This is a genomic window from Leuconostoc kimchii IMSNU 11154 (assembly GCF_000092505.1).
GTDB classification, from domain to species: domain Bacteria; phylum Bacillota; class Bacilli; order Lactobacillales; family Lactobacillaceae; genus Leuconostoc; species Leuconostoc kimchii.
This window is the reverse complement of the sequence record NC_014136.1, coordinates 169,346-194,763: the sequence shown is the minus strand read 5'-3', so window position 1 is coordinate 194,763 and position 25,418 is coordinate 169,346. Positions and strand designations below refer to the sequence as shown.

Here is a 25,418-nt window from a genome sequence, read left to right as displayed (position 1 = left end):
AATAATGGTAGAAAAAATAGAGACAGTTTTGAAACATGGCAAAGGATTTATTAGTTTTGTCGTTGCTGGGGATCCTAATTTTGATAAAAGTGCTGACTACATTGTCGCACTTGCAGAAGCAGGCGCAGATGTTGTGGAAATTGGAATTGCTTTTTCAGATCCATCTGCGGATGGCGAAACAATTATGAAAGCTGATTTGCGTGCAGCTGCAGCTGGTTCAACAACCACAAAAGTATTTGAATTAGTTGAAAAGGTACGTCAACGAACACAGGTACCATTGGTTTTCTTAACGTATACAAATCCTGTGTTTACCTACGGATATGAAGCATTCTTAGCCAAGATGAAACAATATGAAGTTCAAGGGATTATTATGCCAGATTTGCCATTAGAAGAGCAGGCAGAATTTGTCGCACTTGCTGAAAAATATCAACGTTCATTTATTCAATTAGTCACTTTAAAATCAGGAAAGCGAATACCTGATATTGTCAAGCATGCATCTGGATTTGTTTATGTTGTTAGCTCTCTTGGCATTACTGGAACACGGCAAAATTTATCAGCTGATGCTTATGACCTGATTACACAAATTAATCAGTTGACTGATGTGCCGACAGCCGTTGGGTTTGGCGTTAGTCATCCAGATCAAGTCTCACAGTTTAGCAATGCGCAGGCGGTAATTGTTGGATCAGCTATTGTTAAGATCATCGCTGCACATCCCTTTGATGCTGAACAATATCTACAAACATTTGTTAAAGGTATGAAGGCAGTGTGGTAATTATATTAAGAGTAACCGTTATGAACCGCAAATAAATTGGGGAGGATGTACTGCATCGTATATGGCGCAGTACACTCAAAAAATATGACATATGAAACAAAGAAATTAAATGCCGACACCATTAGTGTGATTAGTGCCTACTTACGTTTGCGTGGCGAACATACAGTACTGCTAGAATCCGTGCCAATGTCACAAGAAAAATCACGTTATTCAATTTTGGGATTAGAACCTGTTCATGAATTTAAAGCGACGGGTAAAAATATTAGTATTGATGGCATGCTATCGCAATCAAATGATCCGTTACAAACTTTAAGTGATTTGGTCGTGGTTGATTCACCAACTAATCAATACTTGCCTTTTCAAGGTGGCGCGATTGGTTATGTTGGTTTCGATGCCATAGCAACGTACGAAAATATTGGTAAAACACCACTTGATGACCTAGACATGCCTGATATACACATGTTTTTATACGAAACATTTCTTATTTTTGATCACCAAAAAGAAACATTAACTATTGTTGCGGATAATGTTTACTCACATCGTGATCCAACACAATTACATGCAGTCATTGCTGCAATTGAAAGTCGTTTGCGACAACCAGTTGATTCTGAATTGGTTGAGCGCGCGCTGCCAACATTTGAACCAAAGTCTAATATGACGGCAACATCATTTACGACTATGGTTGATCGTATTAAACAATTAATTAGCGCAGGTGACATGTTTCAAATGGTACCATCACAACGCTTTAGCTTTGATTTTAACGATGACCCTTTTGATTTTTATCGACAATTACGTCGCACAAATCCCTCACCTTATATGTACTACATGGACCTAGGGGATGTGCAGATTGTCGGTTCATCCCCCGAAAGTTTAGTTACTGTTCGTCAGGGGGTTGTTACAACGAATCCAATTGCTGGTACACGAAGAAGAGGTGAAACAGCTCAAGAAGATGGCAAAATAGCAGCAGAGTTGTTGCATAATGAAAAAGAATTAGCCGAGCATACGATGCTTGTTGACCTTGGCCGTAACGACTTAGGTAAAATTTCTAACTACGGGAGTGTTCATGTCACGACTTTATTAGATATTCAAAAATATCGTTATGTCATGCATTTAGTATCCGAAGTAACCGGCCAATTGCGGCCAGAGCTATCAGCTATTGCTGCTTTAAAAGCGACTTTACCAGCCGGTACAGTGAGTGGTGCACCTAAAGTACGGGCGTTACAACGTATTTATGAAATGGAGCCGGTTAAGCGTGGCGTATATGCTGGCGCGATTGGTTATCTATCACAAGATGATCAAATGGACTTTGCCATTGCAATTCGTACAATGATTGTTAAAAATCACAAAGGTTATGTTCAAGCGGGAGCAGGCATTGTTTATGATTCAAAGCCAGCAGATGAGTATCAAGAAACAATAAATAAAGCCAAAGCGCTACTTAATTTAGGAGGCCGTGCATGATTTTATTAGTTGATAACTATGATTCTTTCACATATAATTTAGCTCAGATAGTGGGGGAAGTAACAGAGTTAAAGGTCTTGCGTAATGATGACAAATCACTATATAGCATAGCTGACCAATCGGATGGCATTATATTTTCGCCTGGCCCTGGCCGACCAGATGAAGCAGGTGAATTAGAAAATATGATTAGACGATATTATGACAAAAAGCCACTATTAGGAATCTGTTTAGGACACCAAGCAATCGGCGAAGTATTTGGTGGGACGGTTACTCGTGCTGCAGCTATTCGACATGGTAAAGTTTCAACAATGATTACAACAGCACCGTCAGCTTTGTTCACAGCACCGAAAACTAATATTATGCGTTACCATTCACTTATTGTTAAAGCAGATCAAGTATCCAAGGATTTTATTATTACCGGTCAGTCTTCTGATGATCGTGAAGTAATGGCCATGCAGCATAAGTTGTTACCAATTTTTGGATTGCAGTTTCATCCAGAATCGATTGGAACACCAGAGGGTGCTGAAATGATTAGAAAATTTGTGACTCTGACACAAGATAGTAATTGAGTTAATGATGATGATTCAGCTTATGTTGAGTCATTTTTTATATTCCCTTAATCAATACAGTAAATATTAAGAAATTGTTTAATTAATCACAATAACAACCGTATTTGGTAAACTATAAAGATTGTATTAGCTGTGATAATCTGCTAAATCTAGTAAAGGGTTCATGAAAAAGGGGATATTAATGTTAAAAATATTACGAATGTTGAATCATTCTTGGTTGTTTGATTTATTGGGAATAGTTATTGTTCTAGTAACAGCCTACACGTCGGGTTACTTTTTTAATGATTTAAAAACGATCAGTTTTTTTGCCAATGATTGGTGGGCTAAGTATGTACCATTTGGTGTTATTTCTGTTATCTCTTCAATGTTATCTGTATTATCAACACGCTTAACTGCACGACTAAATAAGTTTGGGAATATTGTTGGGACAGGGAATACGATAGTCTCTGGTATAATTGATTTTCTACTGGGTAATAGTGGTGCTGTCTTAACTTATCCGGTTTCTTTTTTAATCAATATGTTTGCTGTGAAAGGTTGGGCACATTACGGCAGCAAACGTGTTAACCGTGCTTCTGATTTTAAAAAATGGCTACCGTTAATGATTGGTTTTGCTATTGCTTTAAGTCTGGCATTAAATTATTTAGCTTTTAAAAATACGAGTTCATTGTTTTGGTTAGCCAGTGCGGTCTTTAGTTTATCCTTAATTCCTAACATGCTCAATATATTTAAGATAGAGGATCAATGGTTATTTTGGATTTTTTATAATTTTGTTCAATTGGCAAAAGCGATGATGCAAGGTAACTTTGCTAATGTAGGTAAATATTTATACTATATTGTTAATAGTAGTGTTGCATACCCAGTGTGGCAAAATGCGAGACAAAGTAATGGCATTAAAAAAATACGTTAACTGCTTGACGGTGACAAAAGTTCGGTTTTTTTACAACTAATCTTTTAACAGGCAACCTGTTATGTTTGTTTGGCTGTTGAGATTTAGCATGGTAAAATAAGGAAGACACTTTTTAGGGAGACGAACAATGGGAACCATTAAATTACCAAATATGCGGTTTTACACTTATAATGGTGTGCTAAAGGCAGAAAATGAATTAGGACAGCAGATTTCAGTAGATGTTACCATTCATTATCCAATTGAAACGGCTGTAAAAGATGATGATTTGGAGACAACTGTTTCTTATGTTGATGTTTATGAAACGGTTGAAAAGTTAGTTACAACGCGACAATTTAAATTGATTGAGAGTTTAGCACAAAGTTTGTTAGTTAAATTACTAAGTCAGTTTCAGCAAGTAACAAGCATTGATGTATCAGTGCATAAATTTTATATTCCGTTACCAGGTATTTACGACCCATTTATTATTAGTGTGAGTGGGACACCAAGCGATTTAGAAGGGTGGGGGTACTAATAATGACTGTTGCTTATTTAAGTTTAGGTGCTAATATTGGGGATCGACTGGCTAATTTGCAACAAGCAGTGACGCTATTACAGGAAACTATAGGGATAGACGTTACTGATATTTCAAATGTTTATGAGACGCAACCAGTAGGTGGTGTGGTTCAGGATGATTTTTATAATTTAGCTTTGCGGGTGGATACTAATTTATCAGTCCTTGAATTATTAGCGCGTTTACATGAAATTGAATCTCGTTTAAAACGCGTTCGTAAAGTCCATTGGGGACCGCGTACAATTGATATTGATATTTTAGTATTTGGGGATGATGTGTGGTCAGACGATACTTTGACCGTTCCACATCGTGAGATGGCGAATCGTCGGTTTGTACTGACGCCTTTGTTAGATGTCGTGTCGGATGATCGGCGCTACGAAATTGAAAATTTATTAGCGCATACAACGGATACAAATTGGGTTCGTGTTGTGGCTAATGTGAGAGTAGAAAATGACAATGTTTAACGATGAAAAAACCACAACTTTAATGCAAGGTGTCACCAATCTATTAAGAGTGATTGGTGATGATGACAAGCGCGAGGGATTAATTGAGACGCCCATGCGTGTTGTTAAAGCGCAAGCTGAAATTTTTGCGCACACTGGCGAGGCGCAATTTGATGATTTTAAATTATTCAGCACTACAAATGATGCTGACATGGTCATTGTTGAAAGCATACCATTTTATTCCATGTGTGAACATCATTTATTGCCTTTTTTTGGGACAGTAGATGTTGCTTATGTCCCTGATGGTCAAATTATTGGTCTGAGTAAAATACCGCGATTGATTGAATGGGCTAGTCGCCGACCGAATGTCCAAGAAAATTTAACGCACTTAATTGCCAGTGAAATGAATCGTATTGTTGCGCCCAAGGGTGTAGCAGTAAATGTTACGGCTAGGCATATGTGTATGGAAATGCGTGGGATCAACCAACCAGGGACACAGACTAACACAGCAATTTATCGTGGTCTACTACAGACAGATACATTTTTAAAGGAAAGTTTTACACATCGTGTAAACAAACACTAAATCAATGACATATCAAGAAATACAACAACAACTAGATAAAAGTTGGCGCGTTTTTGAACCAGGTCGTGTGACATTTTTAAGGGAAGTCTTGTCGTGGGTAGGCAACCCTGAGGCAACTTTGCATGTTATTCAAATTGCTGGTACAAATGGGAAGGGGTCAACTGGCACGATGTTGCGTGAAATTTTGCTTGCAAGTCATGCTTCAGTGGGACATTTTGCCAGTCCATCAATTTTTGACGACCGTGAACAAATTTGGCTTAACGGCACATATGTAACTGAAGATGATTGGGTGCAAGCTTATGAATTGATGCAGCAGGTTTTAAGACAGCATGGATTAAGTGATGCCGCTTTGTCATATTTTGAAATTTGGACATTGGTTGCTTTGTTAGTATTCCAAGCGCATGGTGTTCAGTACGCAATTATTGAGGCTGGTTTGGGTGGTTTACATGATGCCACACATATGTTAACATCATCGACGATTATAGCTTATACAGAAATTGGTTTAGACCACCAAAATATTTTAGGCGCAACTATTCAAGATATTGCACAGAATAAAGCTGGCCTCATGACAGCTGGTGCCACCATTGTGAGTGATTTACATCAGCAAGAAAAGGTACGGTTGATTTTAAAAACACAAGCTGAAAAAATTGGTGCAATCTGGTTTGAGCAACCTGTTGAAGTTCAAATAGAAGATAATACACCTCATGGCCTACAAGTTAAGATTGATGGCGATAGCTACTCATTAGGACTACGAGGTAGATTTCAAGCACGTAATCTTAGCGTGGTGTGGCAAATTCTTGCTGTTCTAGAGCAGCATTTTTCGGTCACGTTTACCTATAAAATAAGACAATTGGGTTTAGCACGGGCTCATTTAATTGGGCGTATGCAAATCGATCATACGCAACGTATATTATGGGATGGTGCGCATAATATCGATGCCGTACATGCCTTGATTGAGACCCTAAATGATTGGCATTTGACGACAAAGCCATTGCTAGTGTTGGGTGTTTTAAATGATAAAAATTATCGTAACATGATAGACATGTTGCTACCAATGGTGTCGCAAGTCATAACCGTAACACCAGAAAATCCACGTGCCTTGTCTGCAAATGATTTAGCGGAAGCAATCCATGAGCAGGTAATATCCATGCCGGTGACAGTTGCTAGTCCTGAAAGTGCATTACATACAGCTAATCAATTACGAGAAAAAAATCAATATATTATTGTGGCAGGGTCATTTTATACGTTACGAGCAGTAGGAGGTTTCAATGATCAAAAGACTAGTCATGGCATCCAATAATTCAGCTAAAACACGTGAAATTCAGCGTGTTTTCAAAGTATTTGGTATGCCAGTTGTGAATTATCGTGAATTAATTGATACGAAACAATTTCCAGCTGAAACAACGTTGGACCAGTATGCTAATGCGTTAGGCAAGGCGCAATTTATCCAACAGTTTTTGCCAAATGAAAACATATTAGCCGATGATACTGGTGCTTATTTTGAAGCGTTTCCTGATCGTTTTGGTTTAACGACGGCGCGTGAATTAAAGACGCTTGGGTTAGCATCGATACGTGAAGAAAATGAGTATTTGTTGAACTTGTATACGCCAACTATGGATCGTCATGCCTACTTAGAAGCATTACTGGTATTGGTGACACCCACAGGCGATGTCATTTCAAGTACTGGTCGTGGTGGTGTAGCACTGGCTCGAAGTGAGCGGGGAGACTATTCTATAGGATTTGATAGATTATTTGAAGCCGAAAATGGTAAAACATTTGCGGAAATGTTAATGCCAGAACGTATTATATACTCGCATCGAGGTCGTGCAGCAAAAAAAATACTGCAGGAGTTAAAACATGATGATTGACATTAAAACACCGACTAATGCTGTTTTGTTTGCGATGCAATCACGTGGTGAAGGGGTATTACTCCAATTTGATCAGGTGACATACCAACTTGGTGTGACTTTATCTGAATTGAGTGCGATTAGAGTAGAGTCGAACTATTGGGTCACACGTGGGGCAGCAATTACTTTACAAACACTTAGCAATAGCCATGCTTTACAAAGGTGGCTATCGCAAAATGATTATGTTTGGCAGGTAGGTTCACATACGTTGTACGATGCGTCGGGTGTGATTTATGGGGTGCTAAATGTTAGCCCAGAATCGTTTTATAATGGTGAGTTCGTTTCGACAAAGGTAGATACAATGGTATCACGGGCCGGAGAAATGTTGACATTGGGCGCGGATGTTATCGAAGTTGGTGGTCAAACCACAAAACCAGGATATGTTGAATTAACCACGACTGAAGAAATAAGCCGTATTTCGCCAGTTATTAAAGGTATCAAACAACGTTTTCCTGAAGCAATTATCGCGGTTGATACCTATAAATATGAAGTTATGGTTATGGCTGTTGCTTTAGGTGTGGATATTATCAATGATGTTAATGGTTTTGTGGATGATGAACGCAAGGGCCCATTTTTAGCAAAAAAGAAAGTTGGACTGTTGACAATGTGGAATCCGCGTAAACAAGCAGTGACGCATTTACAACAAGAAATGCATGATTGGTTTGCAGAAAATTTAACAATATTAACAGCATATGGTATTGATAGGCGGCGTATTGCGCTTGATCCTGGGGTTGGTTATGCAAAAAATTCAAACGTTCATCAGGATTTAGCTATGATGAATACCATTGCGCATTTACAAGATTTTAGAAGACCAATTATGACAGCGGTAGCTAATAAAGGCTGGGCTAAATTTTTACTTGATTTGCCCAAAAATAAGCGAGCTGATGTGTCGTTGATTGCTGCAAACGAAATGTTTCGTCGTGGCGCACGTATATTGCGTGTTCACGATGTACAATCAGCTAAACAAATGGTCCAAGTGGTTCAAGCAATTTCAGGCAGTTTTTAAAATTCTAGCGCCTGGTAAACTAAATATGTAGAAAACATATTGCACTTATCTAGAAACTACGTTATAATAAAGAGGACCAACTGGGTAGAATCTATCTACCTACCCGCCACCTACTCCTTGGAGTGGGTGGCGTTTTTAATTGAGTTAAGAAAATTGTAAATTACTGCAATTGTTATTTGGAATTCACGATATAATGAATAGATGACACAAAACAATAAGTATTATGTGTCACAAGTCACATTTTTGAAAGAAGACAATGGGAAACAATCACATGAGTACACATATTTTAACTGAATTGACACAAATTGATACTGCTAAACAAGTGTCACAAACGCTTAGCATTGATACTAAACAAGTTAATGCAACGCTGACGTTACTTAATGATGGTTCAACGGTGCCTTTCATTTCTCGCTACCGCAAAGAAATGACTGGTGAACTTGATGAGGTACAAATTCGTGATATTCAGGCCACAGCTAAAAAATTACAAGATTTGTTTGATCGTAAGCAAACCGTTTTAAAAGCCATTGATGAACAAGGTCAACTCACACCGGATTTGTTACAAACCATTCAAACTGCAAAAACAATACAGAATGTAGAAGACCTATATTTGCCCTATAAACAAAAAAGACGAACTAAGGCGATGATTGCTCGTGAAAACGGCTTGCAGCCACTGGCTGACTTCGTTATGACACACATTACTAGGGCCATCCCCGTTGACGCCTATATTAACGATGCTGTTCCTGATCAGACAAAGGTGTTGGCAGGATTACACGAAATATTAGCTGAACAAATTGGCGAAAACGCGTTATATCGAGAATGGTTAAGAACGCGAATGATAAAAGATGGGACATTCATATCTAGTTTAAAGCGTGGTGGCAAGGCAAAAGATGAACAAGCAATTTATGAACAATATTATGATTACAGTGAACCACTTAAAACAATTATTGAGAATAAATTTCGTATTTTAGCTGTTAATCGTGGCGAAAAAGACGGGGTGCTGTCAGTTAAAATTGATTTTTCAGAAGCGCGTATGATTCATTTTATTCAAACGAAAGAATTGAAAGGGCAACAGGCAACAGGCTCTGGATATGAGGCTTTGCGTGCTGCAATTGAGGATGCGTACAAACGATTTATCCAGCCAGCAGTTGAAAGAGATATACGTCAGGAACTGACATCACAAGCGCAAGAACAAGCCATCAAGGTATTTGGGGAAAATCTTTATCACTTGCTCATGCAAGCACCACTTAAAGGACAGATTGTGATGGGGTTTGATCCAGGATTTAGAACAGGGTCTAAGTTGGCAATCATTGATGAAAATGGTAAATTTTTAAAGAAGCAGGTGATATATCCGCATAAGCCGGCTAACTTGCAGCAACGCGAAGCAGCCGCTGAAACATTTAAAACATTAGTGCAAGACTATCACGTGCAACTAGTAGCTATTGGCAATGGGACTGCTTCGCGAGAATCTGAAGAGTTTGTTGCCAATAATTTACCTAATGGGGTACACTATACGATTGTCAACGAAGCTGGTGCCTCAGTCTATTCTGCATCTGATGAGGCGCGTGCTGAATTTCCAGATTTACATGTTGAGGAACGTTCAGCTATTTCTATTGGTCGACGTATCCAAGATCCGTTAGCTGAATTAATTAAAATTGATCCGAAATCAGTTGGTGTTGGCCAATATCAACATGACTTAAATGCTAAATTACTAGATGAACAAGTGGATCAGGTAGTTGAAACAGCTGTGAACCAAGTTGGTGTTAATCTGAATACTGCAAGTGCCGCACTGCTAACGCATATTGCTGGCCTTAATAAAACACTTGCCCAGAATATCGTAACTTATCGTGATGCAATTGGTAAATTTACCTCACGTATGCAACTTAAAAAAGTGACACGACTCGGTCCAAAAGCCTTTGAACAAGCAGCGGGATTTTTACGTATTTTAGATGGTGAAAATATTTTAGATAACACAAACATTCATCCTGAAAGTTATTCTGCGGTTAAACAATTACTTAAACTTGCAGAAATTGACTTGCAAGATTTAACAACACCCACAGCTAATCAAAAATTGCTTGCTTTAAATCAAGAGCAAACAGCAAAGATACTCAACATTGGGTTGCAAACATTACAAGATGTCATAACAAATTTACAAAAGCCTGGTCGAGATGGGCGTTCAGAAATGGTCGGGGCGCTTTTGAAATCTGATATTTTACATATTGAAGATTTAAAATCTGGAATGAAATTGCAAGGAACGGTACGTAATGTTGTTGACTTTGGTGCGTTTGTCGATCTTGGTGTCAAACATGACGGCTTAGTGCATATTTCTAGGTTGGCAAAGCGTCGTGTTAAAAAACCATCAGATGTCGTATCTGTTGGTGACATTATTAATGTCTGGGTAGTTGATATTGACGAAAAAAGGCAGCGCATTGGGTTGACAATGATTAATCCAGAGGAGGCTAATTCATGATTATTCAAGCAGCAACGAAAGCTGACCAAGCTGTTATTTTAGAACTTGAGCAGACGATTTTGGATGATATGGCATTGGCAATCTACGACGAATTGCCTGTTGCTGATGTTCAGGAAGCTTTGTCTTTAGCTGTAGCAGCTTCTGACAAAAGTCGTTACCATTATAGTCGGGCACTCGTTGCTAAAAATGAAGCAAATCAAATTCTAGGAGTGGCTTTTGGGTACGTTGACACAGAAGAAAAATCACTTGATGATGCCTTGCAAACTGTATTGGCAGACCAATTCAGTTATCATCGGTGGCTTTTTGAAGATTCAGAAGTGTTTGATAATGAATGGTATCTGGACTCCATTGTGGTCACAGATGAGGCACGTGGACAAGGGATTGGTAAAAAGTTATTTCAAGCTGTTGAAACACGTGCTAAAGAACAGCATCGCGACGTTATTGGTTTAAATGTTGACGACGGTAATCCCAGAGCATATAAATTATACGATTCGTTAGGTTTTAAACCCGTTGGTCGATTGACTATTGGCTCGCATGATTATACGCATATGCAAAAGCAGTTATAAAAAATGGTCACGCTGAATTTCAAGCGTGACCATTTTTTAGAAGAAAATAAATTTTTTCTTGGGTCTCAGGTAAGAGAAACCTTCGCCAAGCTGTTCTTGAGCTGTAAAAATGGACACAAAGGCTTTCGGGTCGATTTCTTGAATGATATGTTGTACAGCGCTAACTTCCGACGGATCAACAACAGCATAAACAACACGTTGTTCGCGATGAGAATAACCACCCTCTGATTTTAATAGACTTGTGCCACGTTCTAACTCATCCATAATGGCATGTGATATTTCTTCTGGGTAGTCTGTGAAAATCATAAATGAACGTGCAGTGTAGGCGCCTTGTTGTGTTAATCCAACAACTTGGGCAAACACAAACGAAGCAATTAATGTGTACATCATTTGTACAATATTAATGTAGACTAGTGACATGAGCAACACAATGGCATCTAAGGCAAACATTGTACGTCCAATTTGAATAGCAAATTTTTGCTCCATAATGCGTGCAACGACATCTGTACCACCAGATGTGCCGCCGAATCGAAAGACGATACCCAAACCAATACCTGATATAATGCCCGCCAATAATCCAGCAATTAGCATATCATGGTGTAATATTGGGTGCATTGGCAGAGCTTGCCAGATGTAGAGCCAAAAAGATAGGGTAGCAATGCCCCAAATTGTATAAATAAACGACCTACGCCCAAGAATGCGATAACCTAGTAGCAGTAAGGGCATGTTTAAAATTAAATTTGTATAAGCTGGATTCCAGTTAAATAGTGCTAGCAAGATTAAAGTAACACCAGACAGGCCACCTTCAGCAAGTTGATTTGGGATATTAATATTAATTAAGCTCCAGCCATAAAATCCTGTACCTAGGGTAATCATCGCCAGATCTCTTAGTGAAATGCGTGCTAAATTCGTCTTATTCATAGGTATCTAAGCTCCTTAATGACATTGCTTTAATCTTATCATAAAATCTATTGGCAGGAGCATATAGATATTTGGTATAATAGTATAAATTGAGAGGTAAATATGGCAGATAAAGATTACAAACGTCCTAAATTTCAAAAGACCACACATGTGGTACGTAATATTTTTATTACGATTACTGTCCTAATTATTATTAGTCTGGGTATTTTTATTTACATTGGTTACTCGTCGTCTCAGAAAACAACAGCGCCAATCGCAGAAAAAGTTGTTAATCATAAGACTGTCAATGAGACTATTCACTCTGATTCTTCGAAATCAAATACAACATCAGATGCTAATGATCAGCAGAATGATCGCAGCACGTCATCAAGTTCGTCGGCTACAAGTAGTCGTGCTAGTCACTCAGAATCAAGTAGTGATTCGTCTTCATCCTCAAGTCATTCTGAGGATAAAGATAAATCAGATATTGAGGAATCAGCACACTTAAAAGGTAAGAAGATTAGTGAAGCCATTGCGTGGGCACAAGCACATGGCCGTTATTATTCATGGTCGATTACCTCTGGTGGCGATGATGCTGTTGTAACATCTGTAACAGATGATGGACATAATATTAGTTTTGTTGCATCTGAAAAGTAAACGAATACGAGAATGATATGCCACATAAAATTTTAACGATTGCTGGTTCCGATGTCATTGCAGGTGGTGGAATACAGGCAGATTTAGCAACATTCAGTAACTACGGATATTTTGGATTAAGTGTGTTGACATCGATTGTTACGGTATCAACATCAGAATTCAAATTATTTCCAGTGGATACAGAAATTATTGCATCACAATTGCAAGCAGTGCTAGAAGTAGAAGACATTTTGGCTATTAAGGTTGGCTTATTACCGACACCAGAAATTATCACGCTAGTGGCAAATTATTTATCACGCGTTGATTTACCTATTATTATTGATCCTGTTATGGTTTTTAAAGAAACTTCAAAAATTGATACAAAAAATGTCGCAACGGCTATCAAAAATGAATTATTGCCGTTAGCAACGATTGTTACGCCTAATTTGAATGAGGCACAAATATTATCTGATCAGATGATTAATAGTTTACAGGAAATGAAACAGGCCGCCAAAACGATTTTTGAGTGTGGCGCAAAAAATGTTGTGATTAAGGGTGGCACAGCATTGATTGGTAATCAAGCTGTTGATATTCTGTATGATGGGGTATCATTTAAGGTGTTGACACAAGAAAAAATTACCACAGCGCCACTGTACCACAACGGCGCAGGCTGTACGTTATCGGCTAGTATAGCTGCAAACTTAGGTCGCTCTTCAAATATCATAGCAGCAGTAGAAGATGCTAAAGAATTTGTTTGGCAGGGTATTAAAAATGGCGTTACTATAAATAAAAAATTTGCGGTTGGTAATGTTTGGCAAGGCGCTAGGAGAAGTCATTATGGCACAGAAATTTAATACAAAGCAATTAGCAATTTTAGCAGTAATTATCGCGTTAAATGTTGTTTTGTCTTATATTGTTAAAATACCCGTACCAGCAACTAATGGTTTTGTTAATTTAGTTGAAGCAGGCATTTTTATCGCTGCTCTACTAGGCGGTGCGCGTCAGGGTATGGTTGTTGGTGGGTTAAGTGGTTTATTGCTTGACCTGCTCGCTGGCTATCCCCAATGGATGGTCTTTTCTCTTATCATTCATGGTGTAGAAGGCTTGATTGTTGGTTATTTTGGTTATCAAAAAAAGACAATTAGCCAAATTATTGGGTTAATTTTAGGGTCACTGATTATGATTATTGGTTACTTATTAGCCGGGGCGTTTTTGTATAATTGGGCAGCGGGATTTGCATCTATTATTGGCAACGTAGCCCAGTCTGTCATGGGATTAGTTGTGGCTTTACTCTTGATACCCATATTTAAACGTATACCACAAGTTAATTTGAAAAATTAAAAGCGACGGATGGCTTGTCTGTTGCTTTTTAATGTGATGAGGTGTAATTTCATGAAGTATCATTTTTCACGTGCTTTACGTGATGAGGATCGAACACAACTTTACTCAGCCTTAGATTATTTTGACACAACAGCTTACTTTGCGTCTGCTGATGGCAAAAAAGAATTATTTGGGTTTGATGTTTTACAGCAGGCAATGTCACCCGACAATTTGACGGGTGATGTTGTTTTTGGTGGCTGTGCTTTTGATGATCAATTGATAATAAATACACAATTAATGAATGGTACATGGTTTGTGCCAAAAATTTTCGTGACGGTTGATGATCATTTCATCAAGTTTGAATCAAATACTCATGAAAATTTTGAGGCATGGTTGACAATGTTTAAGCAACGAGAAACCGCACCACTAAGTAGTCGTGATGTAACTGAAGAAAAAGATTGGTTACGTAGAACGCAACAATTGATTGATACACTGATAACTAGCGATACTCTAAAAAAAGTGGTTTTTGGAAGACAAAAGCAATATCAGTTATCCGATGTGTTGGATGTTTCGCGCTTGATTACTGCCTTGAAAATACAAAAAAATACGTACCGTTTTATTTTAAAACAACACCATGAACTGTTTGTTTCTGCCACACCTGAACGTCTGGTGAAGGTGATGAACGGTGGTCAACTAGAAACGGCCGCTGTGGCAGGTACGATACGGCGAGGCACGACAGTGTCAGAAGACATAGCATTGGGCCAATCGCTGCGCAACAGTGCCAAAAATAGACAAGAGCATCAGTATGTGGTCGATAATATTTTGCAAAAATTACAAAATGTGACCACTGAATTAGTTGTGCCAGAGAAGCCGAAAGTGTTAAGCAACAGACAGGTACAGCATCTGTACACGCCGATTAACGCGCGTATCAATTCACCATATGGGGTGGTCGATATTATGAGACGACTGCACCCAACGCCAGCACTTGGTGGTGTGCCACAGGAAGAAGCCCAACAGTACATTAGACAACATGAGAAAAATCCTCGTGGTTTATTTGCTGCACCTATTGGCTATTACACAGCAAATAATACTGGTGAATTTATTATCGGCATTCGGTCAATGTATGTCAATCAAAAGACACATTTAGCAACGCTTTTTGCAGGAGCAGGAATCGTTGCAGATTCTAATGCGGCGCAAGAATTACAAGAAACAAATTTAAAATTTGAACCAATGCGCCAACTATTGAGGGATTATGCAAATGGCAATTAATGCGTTAACTAAAAATACAAAACATTTAATCAGTGCACTCTATGAGAGTGGTGTTAAAAATTTCGTCATCTCTCCGGGATCACGAACAACACCAATAGCGTTACTATTAGCAGAATATGATCGCCAAAACGATGATATGAACTTATATATTGATGTTGATGAGCGGTCAGCCAGCTTTTTTGCCCTTGGTATTGCAAAAAAGCAACAGGAACCAGTCGTGCTTTTAGGGACATCTGGTACGGCAATCACTGAATATACATCGGCTGTGGCTGAAGCTCATATTTCCCACATTCCATTGATTGTTTTATCGACAGATCGGCCGGCTGAACTACAAGGGAACGGTGCCCCACAAACATTGCCACAACATCAAATATTTGGCGAATTTACCAAAAATTATGTGAGCTTTACACTACAGGATGATCATCCTGATGTCACAGCGTATATTGATTTTATGACACAAAAGTTAGTACACGAATCTAAAATTGCACCGTGCGGACCACTTCAAATTAATTTACCATTACGTAAACCGCTGATGCCACAATTAGGCGATAAGCAAAATATTGTTGTATCAAGTTTAACATTTGCGATGCCTGTGAAAACCATTGATGCATTAGAGTTGTCTCAAACACGGGTGCTTATATTGGCTGGACCTAACGAAGACGAGGATTACGCCTCTGAATTGGCTGAGTTTTCGAAACAATACCATGTACCGATTATTGCTGACGTATTAAGTCGCGTACGCACACAGGAAACGATTTATGGCATTGATGCCTTATTGAAATCAAATATGATACGGCCTAATTACAAGCCAGAACTTGTGATTAGGTTTGGTGCGACACCAGTGTCAGCTAATGTGTTGCAGTGGTTGAAATCTGAAAATATTCCTGTTTGGTATGTTGGTTTGACGGCTGGATCTGATCATTCAAGGCATGCAACGCGTGTGTTTCAAATTTCTCCAACTGTGTTTTTGTCACAAATAACGGTCACAAATAATCTTGAGTTCTACCAATTGTGGCAAGACTTGAACGTCAAACCGCGTCAAGTCATGGGAGAAGCAAGTATTGCTAGTACCCTAGATGCAATCTTACCTGAACACACAACGATTTTTGTCGCAAATAGTATGGCTATTCGTGACATAGATGATATTTTCACTGGTAAGCTGACACGGAATATTTATGCTAATCGTGGTGCCAACGGGATTGATGGTATTGTTTCAACGGCACTAGGAATGAGTAGTACGTCTTCTCAACGTAGCGTGTTGCTTATTGGTGATTTAACGCTATTTCATGACATGAACGGCTTAATGATGGCTAAACAGTATCAACTGCCACTTGATGTTATTGTGATCAATAATAATGGCGGCGGCATTTTTTCATTTTTACCGCAAGCCACTGCTGAATCCTATTTTGAGACGTTGTTTGGTACACCATTGAATTTAGATATGAAAAAAGTTGCGAGTTTATATGATATGCCGTATATTAAAATTAACCAGGCACAAGATCTCAAAGCCATCATAGCAACACCAATTGATGGTCCGAGACTGATTGAATTCAAAAGTAACCGCCTGAGTAACGTGACGGCACACCATCAACTCATGGGATCTGACAAATGAGAAAACAAGTGATTACAGTAAATGGTTATGCTTACCACATTTTCTGCCAACGTAATGATGATCAACCCATGAAATGGCTGTTACTTCACGGATTTATGGGGTCACATCGCGATTTTGATACGATTATTCAGCAATTACCAGGTGAAGTGATGACGTTTGATTTATTGGGATTTGGTCAGCATGCAGCATACATTGAGGATGCCAAACGTTTTACAATGGCATCGCAAATTGATGACATATTAGCTATTTTAAATCAAGTTGGATGGTCTAAGGTTCAGCTACTTGGCTATTCGATGGGCGGACGATTAGCGCTTGGTTTTGCAATGACGGTGCCTAATCGTGTGGCACATTTATATTTAGAAAGTAGTTCAGCAGGATTACGCTCAGAGTCTGAACGTGCCAAACGACGCCTAGCTGACGTTAAACAATCAGAATTAATTAACACAGATTTTCAACAATTTGTATCAGTATGGGAAAAATTACCCTTGTTTGCTACGCAAAATACTTTAACAACTCAGCAACAAGAACAAGTACGTCGACAAAGATTATCGCAAAGACCGCAGAATATGGCCAATTCGTTGATATATATGGGAACAGGGATACAGGAAAATTTTTGGCTGAGATTACCGCAACTACAGATACCGACGGTGCTAATCGTTGGCGAATTAGATGAAAAATTTAAACGAATTGCAAATGATATGGCCACTTTGGTACCTCATGTGCAAATAAGTATTATAAAACATGCGGGACACAATACGCATTTGGAACAGCCAAAGCAATTTATCGAGGTGATAAAAAATGTATCGCATTAAAAAGTTACGGATGATACCGACGTCTTTGGTCTTAAAACAAGCTTTTGAAACAGCACATCAGACGACAAAAGAACGACCATTGACTGTGATAGAACTTTTAGTCATCGATGACTTAACAGGGAACCAAGCCACCGGATATGGTGAAATACAGTCCTTTGATGATTTTAGCTATACACTTGAAAATCAGACAACGAGTCGTGCAATTGTTCAAACGGTTATTCAACCATTGATTAGAACACTTTTTTTTGAATCACCACAAGATTTTGCGGAACAACTCATGTTTGCAGTTCCATTTGGGTCATTTGCAAAAGCATCGGTTGAGATGGCAGTTTGGGATGCAGTTGGCAAACTGACCCATCAATCTTTGACGCAAATGATTGGCGGCATACATGATCAAGTGCCTGTCGGTATTGCTTTTGGGCTAGATGCTACGCTATCTAAAATTAGCAAAGCCATTGATCAGGGATATGAGCGTATTAAAATCAAAATTGACGCGCAAAAATTAGATAGTCAAAAACTAATTGCGCTATTAAATCATTTTCCTCAACACCAGTTTTCCTTAGACGCAAACAGTAGTTTTACGCTACAAACTGCTTCGGTGCTAAAAAGGTTACCCAAAAACGTTGTTTTTATCGAGCAACCTTTTTCGGTTAGCGACTTTGTTGATCATGCTGCTTTTCAAACGCAAACAACGCAGACATTGAGCTTGGATGAAAGTGTTAATAGTCTTGATGATGTCAGGACGATGGTCGCATTACGTGCTGCTAATGCAGTGACCATTAAGCAAGCCAAACTTGGCGGTATTACTGCTGCGATCCGGGCTATAGATATCGCTTGTGCAGCAGGCGTTAAACCTTGGATTGGTGGTATGTTAAGCAGCAATATTGGTCGTGGTGTAGATTTAGCATTAGCTAGCTTACCTGATATTGCATTTGCAGGAGATATTTCTGAAAGTGGCCGTTACTTTGAACATGATTTAACGGTAGAATCATTTCGATTACATGCAGGCGTCATGAGTGTGCCTCAAGATGATGGGATCGGTCTAACGTTATCATAGCGGGGGCTTACCGCCGTCAAACAATTATAATTCGATTTTTGTTAGGTGTTTATGAGTAAATGCCCATAAATACTGTTACCATGATATACTAAATATTAAAGGAATTTAAATATGGATAGTACGCAACTTTCACCACGTTTGCAGGCAGTGGCAAATTTTGTACCTGTTGGTGCACGTTTGGCTGACATAGGATCAGACCATGCTTATTTACCAGTAAACTTATTGATGAATAACCACATAAAATACGCTATTATTGGTGAAGTTTCGCAAGGGCCGCTTGACAATGCACGTCATGAATTGCAAAAAAGGCGCGTGTCCAATCGTGCTGAGGGCCGTTTAGCTGACGGGCTTTTGGCCGTCAATGATGAAGACGAGATTGACACGGTGACCATCGCGGGAATGGGTGGTATTTTGATAAGTGATATTCTGGAAGCCTCATCACAGCGCCATCAATCATTTAACACTTTGATACTCCAACCAAATACAGATGAGGCGATTGTGCGACGATGGTTGATGGCACATCATTATCAAATTATTGGTGAAAATATTGTGCAAGAAGACACACATTTTTATGAAATCATTGTTGCAGTACCTGGGGAGCAGGTCTTGTCAGAATTAGATGTCGAATTTGGACCATTTTTGCGCATTGAAAAAACAGCAACTTTTGTTGCCAAATGGCAAAAAGAAATTGATCGTATTACTGTCATACTGGATCATTTAAAAGTTGCCGATAAAGCACAAACAGAGGCTTACTATCAGTGGCAAGCACGTTATCATCAAATTCTGGAGGTTATGTCATGACGACAGCACAAGACTTGATAGATGAAATTGAACGCTTTGCGCCAAAGACACTCGCTGAGGAGGGGGATCCAGTTGGTTTACAAATTGGGAATCCTAGTCAAACGATTAGTCGGGTGATGACAACACTTGATGTGAGACCGGAAGTGGTGCAAGAAGCGATTGACCAGCAAGTAGATTTTATTTGGTCACATCATGAGGTAATGTTTTTTCCAGCTAAAAATTTGGATCTTAGTATACCACAAAATAAAATGTATGCTGATTTAATTAAACATAACATTGTTGTTTATGCATCACATACAAATTTGGATAGTGCACAAGGTGGCATGAATGATTGGCTTGCTGACACCCTTGGTATGGTTGATGTTGAACCATTAGTAACTAACAAAGATGCTGTGACTGGCCTTGGTCGTATTGGTAGGCTTAATCAACCAATAACTGTAGCAGCATACGCTGAGAAAATACGTGATATTTTTCAAGTTAAAGCAGTTCGGGTGATTGCTAATGATTTGCAAAAAACCATTCAAAAAGTTGCGGTACTTGGCGGGGATGGTGGTCGCTGGTGGCGAATTGCCCAAGCATCAGGTGCAGATGCTTATATCACCGCTGATCTTTATTATCATGTTGGGCATGATATTTTAGCTTCTGATTTTGTTGTCATTGATCCTGATCACCATATGGAAGCCATTGCCAATGATCGTATGGCTGCAAAAGTGAAGACATGGTTTGGTGAGTCGCTGATGGTTTTTGCCACGCGCACAAATACTGATCCTTATACTTATGTATGAAATTTAGGGGACGTCCGGACCTTGGTCGACCAAATTTTGAAAGGACATGTGATTTTGAACTGACTATGTTAAATGGTGAGTGAATTAAATCATAAAAACAATAACTTATGAACGAAAATTATCCTGAACTCACGCAACGTTTTTTAAATTATGTCGCTGTTGACACACAATCCGATGAAGCATCGTTGACCATACCTTCTTCAACTAAAGAGGTTGCATTTCTAGCTAATTTAGCAAAAGAACTAAAGAAAATTGGGTTAGAAAATGTCCGTACAATGTCGGATGGGTATGTTTTTTCCGAATTATCAAGTAATGTTGAAGATGAAACGATCCCAGTAATCGGGTTTATTTCGCATGTTGATACAGCTGATTTTAATGGTAAGAACGTTAAACCACAGATTATTAACAACTATGATGGTAAATCTAGCATAGCACTAGGTGATAGTGGTTATGATCTCAATCCAACAGATTTTCCAAGTTTGTTAAAATATGCTGGGCACACGTTAATTACAACAGACGGGACTACCTTATTAGGGGCTGATGATAAAGCAGGCGTGGCTGAAATCATCACAGCTGCAGCATATTTAGTTGCTCATCCTGAAATTAAACATGGGGCATTACGATTTGCTTTTGGCCCTGATGAAGAAATTGGTATCGGAGCAGACAATTTTGACACCGCAGCATTTGGTGCTGATTTTGCTTACACTGTAGACGGTGGACCTGCGGGTGAGTTGGAGTGGGAGACATTTTCAGCTGCCAGTGCTACAGTTGATATCCAAGGTCGTAATGTGCATCCTGGAACTGCTAAAGATACCATGGTTAATGCAATTCAAGTCGCAATGGACTTTCATGCGCAATTGCCTGATGAACAACGTCCTGAACATACTTCAGGACGTGAGGGTTTTTGGCATGTTATGGCGATCACAGGTAATCCTGAAAAGGCGCAATTACGTTATATTGTGCGTGATCATGATCGCGTAAAATTTGAAAGTCGAAAACAAACATTATTAGATATTGCTGAAAAATTGAACACACATTTTGGGCAACAGCGTGTTAATGTGACACTAAAAGACCAATATTATAATATGGGTGAAGTGTTAAAAGATGATATGAGACCAGTAAACTTAGCAGAAAAAGCCATGACATCACTTGATATTACGCCAATTATTGAACCTGTTCGCGGTGGGACAGATGGTTCAAAAATTACATTTTTGGGATTACCAACACCTAATCTTTTTGCTGGTGGGGAGAACATGCATGGGCGTTTTGAATACGTTTCAACGACAGTCATGTCACAGGCTACAGACACGATTTTAAAAATTATTGCTTTAGCACAAGAAAAATAATCAGAAAAGGTAAAAATTTTATAAATTGAACCAGACATATTGTTATCTGAAAACATGAGTGTTAAAACATAGTTGTGAATTGCCCGAATAAATAGGCAATAGTGACTGTGTTTTTTCTTTGATTTGAATGAAACTGCTAGGAAAATAATGATGGGACAAGCGAGTATTTAGCGTGAGTGCTGAAATTTTGGTATAATAATATGGATAACCTTTTTTGGGGGGCGTGATGCGAAAGAAAATCATATTTTTAGCGGTATTAACGATACTGTCTTGTGTAGCTGTGTTTGGCTGGCAAAAAATAAAACAAAAAGATTTACAAGTCGCGGAACCTGCAAAAGCGGCTAAGTTAGCAAGGATTAAGCATATTAATTTGGTTGCGCTTGGTGATTCACTAACAGAGGGTGTCGGTGATGAAAAGCATGAACAAGGCTATTCAGGGCGTATTGCCAAAAAAATTGCCAAAAAGTATGATATTACAGTTTCTATGTCAAATTTTGGAAAATCTGGTGATCGATCAGATCAAATACAAAAGCGATTGCAAACGCAACCCGATTTTCAACGCGAAGTCGGCCGAGCTAATGTCATTTTAATGACTGTTGGTGGGAACGATTTACAGCAGTCCTTATTAAAAAACATTTCAGCTAAAACACCCACAGATTTATCAGCTGCCATTGTGGCAGGGCAAAAACAATATGAGAATAAACTAGCCGATTTATTTAAAGCTGTTAGGAATCAAAATTCAGATGCACCTATATTCATTTTTGGTAACTATAATCCATTATTTGTTCATTTTCCCAAACGAGATGATTTGAATAAAGATGTTCAGTTATTTAATAATATTAACCGACGTGTGGCTTCAAATGACAAAAATAGCTACTACGTTAGTTCATATCAAATAACTTTTGGTCAATATAACAATAAAGAGTTACAACAAACATTAAGTAATCCAGTAAAACCGGTCACCAAAAAAGCAGATGTTAATGCAGAAATGACAGCGACATTATTAGGAGAATCAACAGTCAAAAATAATTGGATTAGTGAAACAGATAATTATCATCCTAATAACGTTGGCTATAATTATATGACAAGTCAATTATTTCATGTGATGAGAAAGGAGCAAAGTACATGGTTGAAGACACGCTAAAAAGAAAGACAACCATAAAAAAACAAAAATCCTCTTGGTTTTGGGCTTTTTGGGCGTTAATTGGTGCTATTTTAATCGGTATATTTTTTCTATTTCATGTTGCTGCTCAACCTGTTGATATGACAGATAACAAATCTAAGATTGCCAACACGGATGCGACTTTCGATGTCTCTTTGAATAAAAAACAAGTCAATGCTTTAGTGGCTTACTATCTGAGTGATACAAATGCAAGTGGCTACACGTTTCGCGTCGAGGACAGCATCATGATGTACGGTAGCGCAAAATTTCTGGGAGAAAACTTTAAATTTGGGATGTCTTTAAAACCTGAAATTACAAAAAATGGGAACATTATTTTGACCGCGCAGAAACTAGCAATTGGGAATTTGCCATTGCCTATTCCGACAGTTATGCAATATGTAAAATCAAGTTATAATGCACCGAAGTTTGTTAAAATAAATCCAAAGAAGAAACAAATATATGTTGATATGACGGAACTACCAGTGACACAAGGTATGTCTTTTCGTGCCAAGGTTATTGATATGAAGGCGGACAACTTTATTTTTGAAGGTGGACTAGCAAATGGCAGCAAGTAATCGCTCTTTTTATCATTGGTTGATGACGCATCGCAACAATGTTTCTGCAAATGAGATACAGCACTTTGCAAACAATGCGTTTTTGGATTTAACTTTTCCAAAACAAAGTATGGATTTTGATGAAATTTCAAATTATTTAGAAGAGAACACGTCGTATTTAATGAGCATGACGACTTTTGATAAGGCGTGGGACATGTATCAAGCAGCAACAAATAATTAAAAGAAAAGATAGGAAACGTGTGAAACTAATTTGATTAGGCGCATACGTACACATGACACGATGGCACAAATTATTCAATGGTTCCCTGGTCACATGGCCAAAGCCTTTCGCTTAATGCGAGAAAATTTAAAATTAGTTGATGTTGTTTTTGAGTTAGTTGATGCACGCATTCCAGAAAGCTCACGCAATCCGGAAGTTAATAAGTTGATCGCCTCAAAACCATGTTTATTAATCATGACTAAAGCTGATTTGGCTGATCCAGAACAAATTCGGGCGTGGAAAGCACACTTTGAGGCAGAGGGACATACCGTTTTGGTATTGGACACACGCGACCCTAAAACACCGCAATTGGTGACGAAAGCAGCACGGCGAGCTGTTGCATCTAAAAAAGCAGCACAATTGGCTCGAGGAATTCAGGATCAACCTATTCGGGCAATGATTACTGGTATTCCCAACGTTGGAAAATCTACTTTATTAAATCATTTAGTGATGAAAAATGTGGCACCGACAGCTGATCGACCAGGTGTTACGAAAAAAGTAGCTTGGCTCAAGACACCTACGAAGTTGGAATTATTAGACTCACCAGGGGTACTTTGGCCAAAATTTGAAGACCAAGTGATTGGTATGAAGTTAGCACTTACTGGGGCTGTCAAAGATACCATTTTTGATAAAGACGATGCAGCATTGTTTTTAATTGATTTTTTTCAAAAATATCGACCTGAGGCCATTATTGAACGTTATCATTTGGCGAGTGACATATTTGATCACGAAAATGTTCAGGTATTACTTGAAATTACAAGTAAACTTGGGCTCAAAGATGACTATGAAAAGGCGAGTGAGCGATTACTCAATGATTTACGTAAAGGTAAGTTAGGAACGTTCACATTAGATTTAATTACCCAAACAAATGACTGAAACAATTTCAAAGATTAAAACTGAATTAAAAAAAGTGATGGTACCATCGGATGAACGTTTAGTGCAATGGCGCGCTGATGAACGAGCGGGTGTGAAAGCTGCAATAAAATCTTGGGATAAACAATATGAAAAAAAGATTGCACAAGAACAGGCTTTTCAAGGGCGATTTGCTTTTGAGCGCCATTTTTGGAATCAAGGTATGTCAGATATTGCTGGTGTCGATGAGGTAGGCCGTGGACCGCTTGCGGGCCCTGTCATAGCTGCCGCAGTTATATTGCCGCATGATTTTAATGTTGTTGAAGTGATTGATTCAAAGCAGTTGTCAGCTGACAAACGCGACAAACTATACGACTTGATCCTGGCACAAGCTGTGTCAATTGGGGTGGGTGTTGTTGATGCACCAACAATCGATGACATTAATATCTATCAAGCTGCACGTTTGGCGATGACAAAGGCAGTTCAAAATCTAGCACCTGAACCAGATGTCTTATTAATTGATGCCATGACATTAAATTTGCCTTTGCCACAAGAACCATTGATAAAAGGCGACGCACTTAGTAACTCAATTGGTGCAGCTAGCATCGTAGCCAAAGTCACGCGTGACCGCCTGATGGCAGATTATGATGATATCTATCCTGGATATGGTTTTGCTAAAAACGCCGGTTATGGGACAAAGTTGCATTTAGATCAAATGAGACAATTAGGTATTACACCAATTCACCGCCGATCTTTTGGACCAGTGCGTGATCTATTATGAGCGTTTAGCATGTTATTTTGCAT

At 38.7% G+C, this 25,418-nt stretch carries 28 protein-coding genes; 27 read left to right on the top strand and 1 reads right to left on the bottom strand.

Annotated features, from left to right (window positions below; translation table 11 throughout):
• Positions 1 to 4: 4 nt before the first annotated feature.
• The 12 genes from trpA (at position 5) to LKI_RS01415 (ending at position 11,228) form a co-directional block, all read left to right on the top strand.
• Complete coding sequence (gene trpA, locus LKI_RS01470) at positions 5 to 772, top strand: tryptophan synthase subunit alpha (RefSeq protein WP_013102358.1); 768 nt, start codon at positions 5 to 7, stop codon at positions 770 to 772.
• 84 nt (positions 773 to 856) lie between these two features.
• Positions 857 to 2,230 carry an anthranilate synthase component I gene (gene trpE / locus LKI_RS01465; RefSeq protein ID WP_013102357.1) on the top strand — a complete coding sequence of 458 codons (1,374 nt, stop codon included), beginning with the start codon at positions 857 to 859 and terminating at the stop codon, positions 2,228 to 2,230.
• On the top strand, positions 2,227 to 2,799 hold the full coding sequence (locus tag LKI_RS01460) for an anthranilate synthase component II (RefSeq protein WP_013102356.1): 573 nt from the start codon (positions 2,227 to 2,229) through the stop codon (positions 2,797 to 2,799). The genes trpE and LKI_RS01460 overlap by 4 nt, the downstream gene beginning before the upstream one ends.
• Positions 2,800 to 2,980: 181 nt before the next feature.
• Positions 2,981 to 3,706, top strand: a complete 726-nt coding sequence (locus LKI_RS01455; RefSeq protein ID WP_013102355.1) for a nicotinamide mononucleotide transporter family protein — start codon at positions 2,981 to 2,983, stop codon at positions 3,704 to 3,706.
• Positions 3,707 to 3,833: 127 nt separating this feature from the next.
• Positions 3,834 to 4,217: a dihydroneopterin aldolase gene (folB, locus tag LKI_RS01450; protein ID WP_013102354.1), complete on the top strand. Its 384-nt coding sequence runs from the start codon at positions 3,834 to 3,836 to the stop codon at positions 4,215 to 4,217.
• Between the two features lie 2 nt (positions 4,218 to 4,219).
• On the top strand, positions 4,220 to 4,720 hold the full coding sequence (gene folK / locus LKI_RS01445; RefSeq protein WP_013102353.1) for a 2-amino-4-hydroxy-6-hydroxymethyldihydropteridine diphosphokinase: 501 nt from the start codon (positions 4,220 to 4,222) through the stop codon (positions 4,718 to 4,720).
• The gene (gene folE / locus LKI_RS01440) at positions 4,707 to 5,282 is read left to right on the top strand and encodes a GTP cyclohydrolase I FolE (protein ID WP_013102352.1); all 576 of its coding nucleotides are present in this window, start codon (positions 4,707 to 4,709) and stop codon (positions 5,280 to 5,282) included. The genes folK and folE overlap by 14 nt, the downstream gene beginning before the upstream one ends.
• 4 nt (positions 5,283 to 5,286) lie before the next feature.
• Positions 5,287 to 6,582, top strand: coding sequence for a bifunctional folylpolyglutamate synthase/dihydrofolate synthase (locus tag LKI_RS01435; RefSeq protein WP_013102351.1), 1,296 nt, complete (start codon positions 5,287 to 5,289; stop codon positions 6,580 to 6,582).
• Positions 6,551 to 7,150 carry a non-canonical purine NTP pyrophosphatase gene (locus tag LKI_RS01430; RefSeq protein ID WP_013102350.1) on the top strand — a complete coding sequence of 200 codons (600 nt, stop codon included), beginning with the start codon at positions 6,551 to 6,553 and terminating at the stop codon, positions 7,148 to 7,150. The genes LKI_RS01435 and LKI_RS01430 overlap by 32 nt, the downstream gene beginning before the upstream one ends.
• The gene (gene folP / locus LKI_RS01425) at positions 7,140 to 8,195 is read left to right on the top strand and encodes a dihydropteroate synthase (protein WP_013102349.1); all 1,056 of its coding nucleotides are present in this window, start codon (positions 7,140 to 7,142) and stop codon (positions 8,193 to 8,195) included. Before LKI_RS01430 ends, folP begins: the two co-directional genes overlap by 11 nt.
• 271 nt (positions 8,196 to 8,466) lie before the next feature.
• Positions 8,467 to 10,662 carry a Tex family protein gene (locus tag LKI_RS01420; RefSeq protein ID WP_013102348.1) on the top strand — a complete coding sequence of 732 codons (2,196 nt, stop codon included), beginning with the start codon at positions 8,467 to 8,469 and terminating at the stop codon, positions 10,660 to 10,662.
• Positions 10,659 to 11,228 carry a GNAT family N-acetyltransferase gene (locus tag LKI_RS01415; RefSeq protein WP_013102347.1) on the top strand — a complete coding sequence of 190 codons (570 nt, stop codon included), beginning with the start codon at positions 10,659 to 10,661 and terminating at the stop codon, positions 11,226 to 11,228. The genes LKI_RS01420 and LKI_RS01415 overlap by 4 nt, the downstream gene beginning before the upstream one ends.
• Before the next feature lie 36 nt (positions 11,229 to 11,264).
• Here LKI_RS01415 and LKI_RS01410 read toward each other — a convergent pair whose 3' ends face one another.
• Complete coding sequence (locus LKI_RS01410; protein ID WP_013102346.1) at positions 11,265 to 12,149, bottom strand: YitT family protein; 885 nt, start codon at positions 12,147 to 12,149, stop codon at positions 11,265 to 11,267.
• Between the two features lie 102 nt (positions 12,150 to 12,251).
• On the opposite strand from LKI_RS01410, the gene LKI_RS01405 reads away from it, so the two are divergent.
• The 15 genes from LKI_RS01405 (at position 12,252) to LKI_RS01335 (ending at position 25,395) form a co-directional block, all read left to right on the top strand.
• A complete protein-coding gene (locus LKI_RS01405; protein ID WP_013102345.1) occupies positions 12,252 to 12,785 on the top strand; it encodes a hypothetical protein in 534 nt (177 codons plus the stop codon).
• A gap of 17 nt (positions 12,786 to 12,802) precedes the next feature.
• Positions 12,803 to 13,618: a bifunctional hydroxymethylpyrimidine kinase/phosphomethylpyrimidine kinase gene (locus LKI_RS01400; RefSeq protein ID WP_013102344.1), complete on the top strand. Its 816-nt coding sequence runs from the start codon at positions 12,803 to 12,805 to the stop codon at positions 13,616 to 13,618.
• A complete protein-coding gene (locus LKI_RS01395) occupies positions 13,602 to 14,105 on the top strand; it encodes an ECF transporter S component (RefSeq protein ID WP_013102343.1) in 504 nt (167 codons plus the stop codon). Before LKI_RS01400 ends, LKI_RS01395 begins: the two co-directional genes overlap by 17 nt.
• 51 nt (positions 14,106 to 14,156) lie before the next feature.
• Positions 14,157 to 15,353, top strand: coding sequence for an isochorismate synthase (locus LKI_RS01390; protein ID WP_013102342.1), 1,197 nt, complete (start codon positions 14,157 to 14,159; stop codon positions 15,351 to 15,353).
• Positions 15,343 to 16,965 (top strand): 2-succinyl-5-enolpyruvyl-6-hydroxy-3-cyclohexene-1-carboxylic-acid synthase, encoded by a 1,623-nt coding sequence (gene menD / locus LKI_RS01385; protein WP_013102341.1) that lies wholly within the window; start codon positions 15,343 to 15,345, stop codon positions 16,963 to 16,965. Before LKI_RS01390 ends, menD begins: the two co-directional genes overlap by 11 nt.
• Positions 16,962 to 17,777, top strand: coding sequence for a 2-succinyl-6-hydroxy-2,4-cyclohexadiene-1-carboxylate synthase (menH, locus tag LKI_RS01380; protein WP_013102340.1), 816 nt, complete (start codon positions 16,962 to 16,964; stop codon positions 17,775 to 17,777). The genes menD and menH overlap by 4 nt, the downstream gene beginning before the upstream one ends.
• Complete coding sequence (gene menC, locus LKI_RS01375) at positions 17,764 to 18,834, top strand: o-succinylbenzoate synthase (protein WP_013102339.1); 1,071 nt, start codon at positions 17,764 to 17,766, stop codon at positions 18,832 to 18,834. Before menH ends, menC begins: the two co-directional genes overlap by 14 nt.
• A 111-nt stretch (positions 18,835 to 18,945) precedes the next feature.
• A complete protein-coding gene (locus LKI_RS01370; protein WP_013102338.1) occupies positions 18,946 to 19,635 on the top strand; it encodes a tRNA (adenine(22)-N(1))-methyltransferase in 690 nt (229 codons plus the stop codon).
• On the top strand, positions 19,632 to 20,420 hold the full coding sequence (locus tag LKI_RS01365) for a Nif3-like dinuclear metal center hexameric protein (protein WP_013102337.1): 789 nt from the start codon (positions 19,632 to 19,634) through the stop codon (positions 20,418 to 20,420). The genes LKI_RS01370 and LKI_RS01365 overlap by 4 nt, the downstream gene beginning before the upstream one ends.
• A 107-nt stretch (positions 20,421 to 20,527) precedes the next feature.
• Complete coding sequence (gene pepT / locus LKI_RS01360; RefSeq protein ID WP_013102336.1) at positions 20,528 to 21,766, top strand: peptidase T; 1,239 nt, start codon at positions 20,528 to 20,530, stop codon at positions 21,764 to 21,766.
• Between the two features lie 226 nt (positions 21,767 to 21,992).
• A complete protein-coding gene (locus LKI_RS01355) occupies positions 21,993 to 22,910 on the top strand; it encodes an SGNH/GDSL hydrolase family protein (RefSeq protein WP_013102335.1) in 918 nt (305 codons plus the stop codon).
• Positions 22,892 to 23,503: a YpmS family protein gene (locus tag LKI_RS01350; RefSeq protein ID WP_013102334.1), complete on the top strand. Its 612-nt coding sequence runs from the start codon at positions 22,892 to 22,894 to the stop codon at positions 23,501 to 23,503. Before LKI_RS01355 ends, LKI_RS01350 begins: the two co-directional genes overlap by 19 nt.
• Entirely contained in the window at positions 23,490 to 23,723 is a 234-nt protein-coding gene (locus LKI_RS01345; protein ID WP_013102333.1) for a YozE family protein, read from the top strand. The genes LKI_RS01350 and LKI_RS01345 overlap by 14 nt, the downstream gene beginning before the upstream one ends.
• Before the next feature lie 60 nt (positions 23,724 to 23,783).
• Positions 23,784 to 24,638 carry a ribosome biogenesis GTPase YlqF gene (gene ylqF, locus LKI_RS01340; protein WP_013102332.1) on the top strand — a complete coding sequence of 285 codons (855 nt, stop codon included), beginning with the start codon at positions 23,784 to 23,786 and terminating at the stop codon, positions 24,636 to 24,638.
• Positions 24,631 to 25,395, top strand: coding sequence for a ribonuclease HII (locus tag LKI_RS01335; protein ID WP_013102331.1), 765 nt, complete (start codon positions 24,631 to 24,633; stop codon positions 25,393 to 25,395). Before ylqF ends, LKI_RS01335 begins: the two co-directional genes overlap by 8 nt.
• Positions 25,396 to 25,418: the final 23 nt, after the last annotated feature.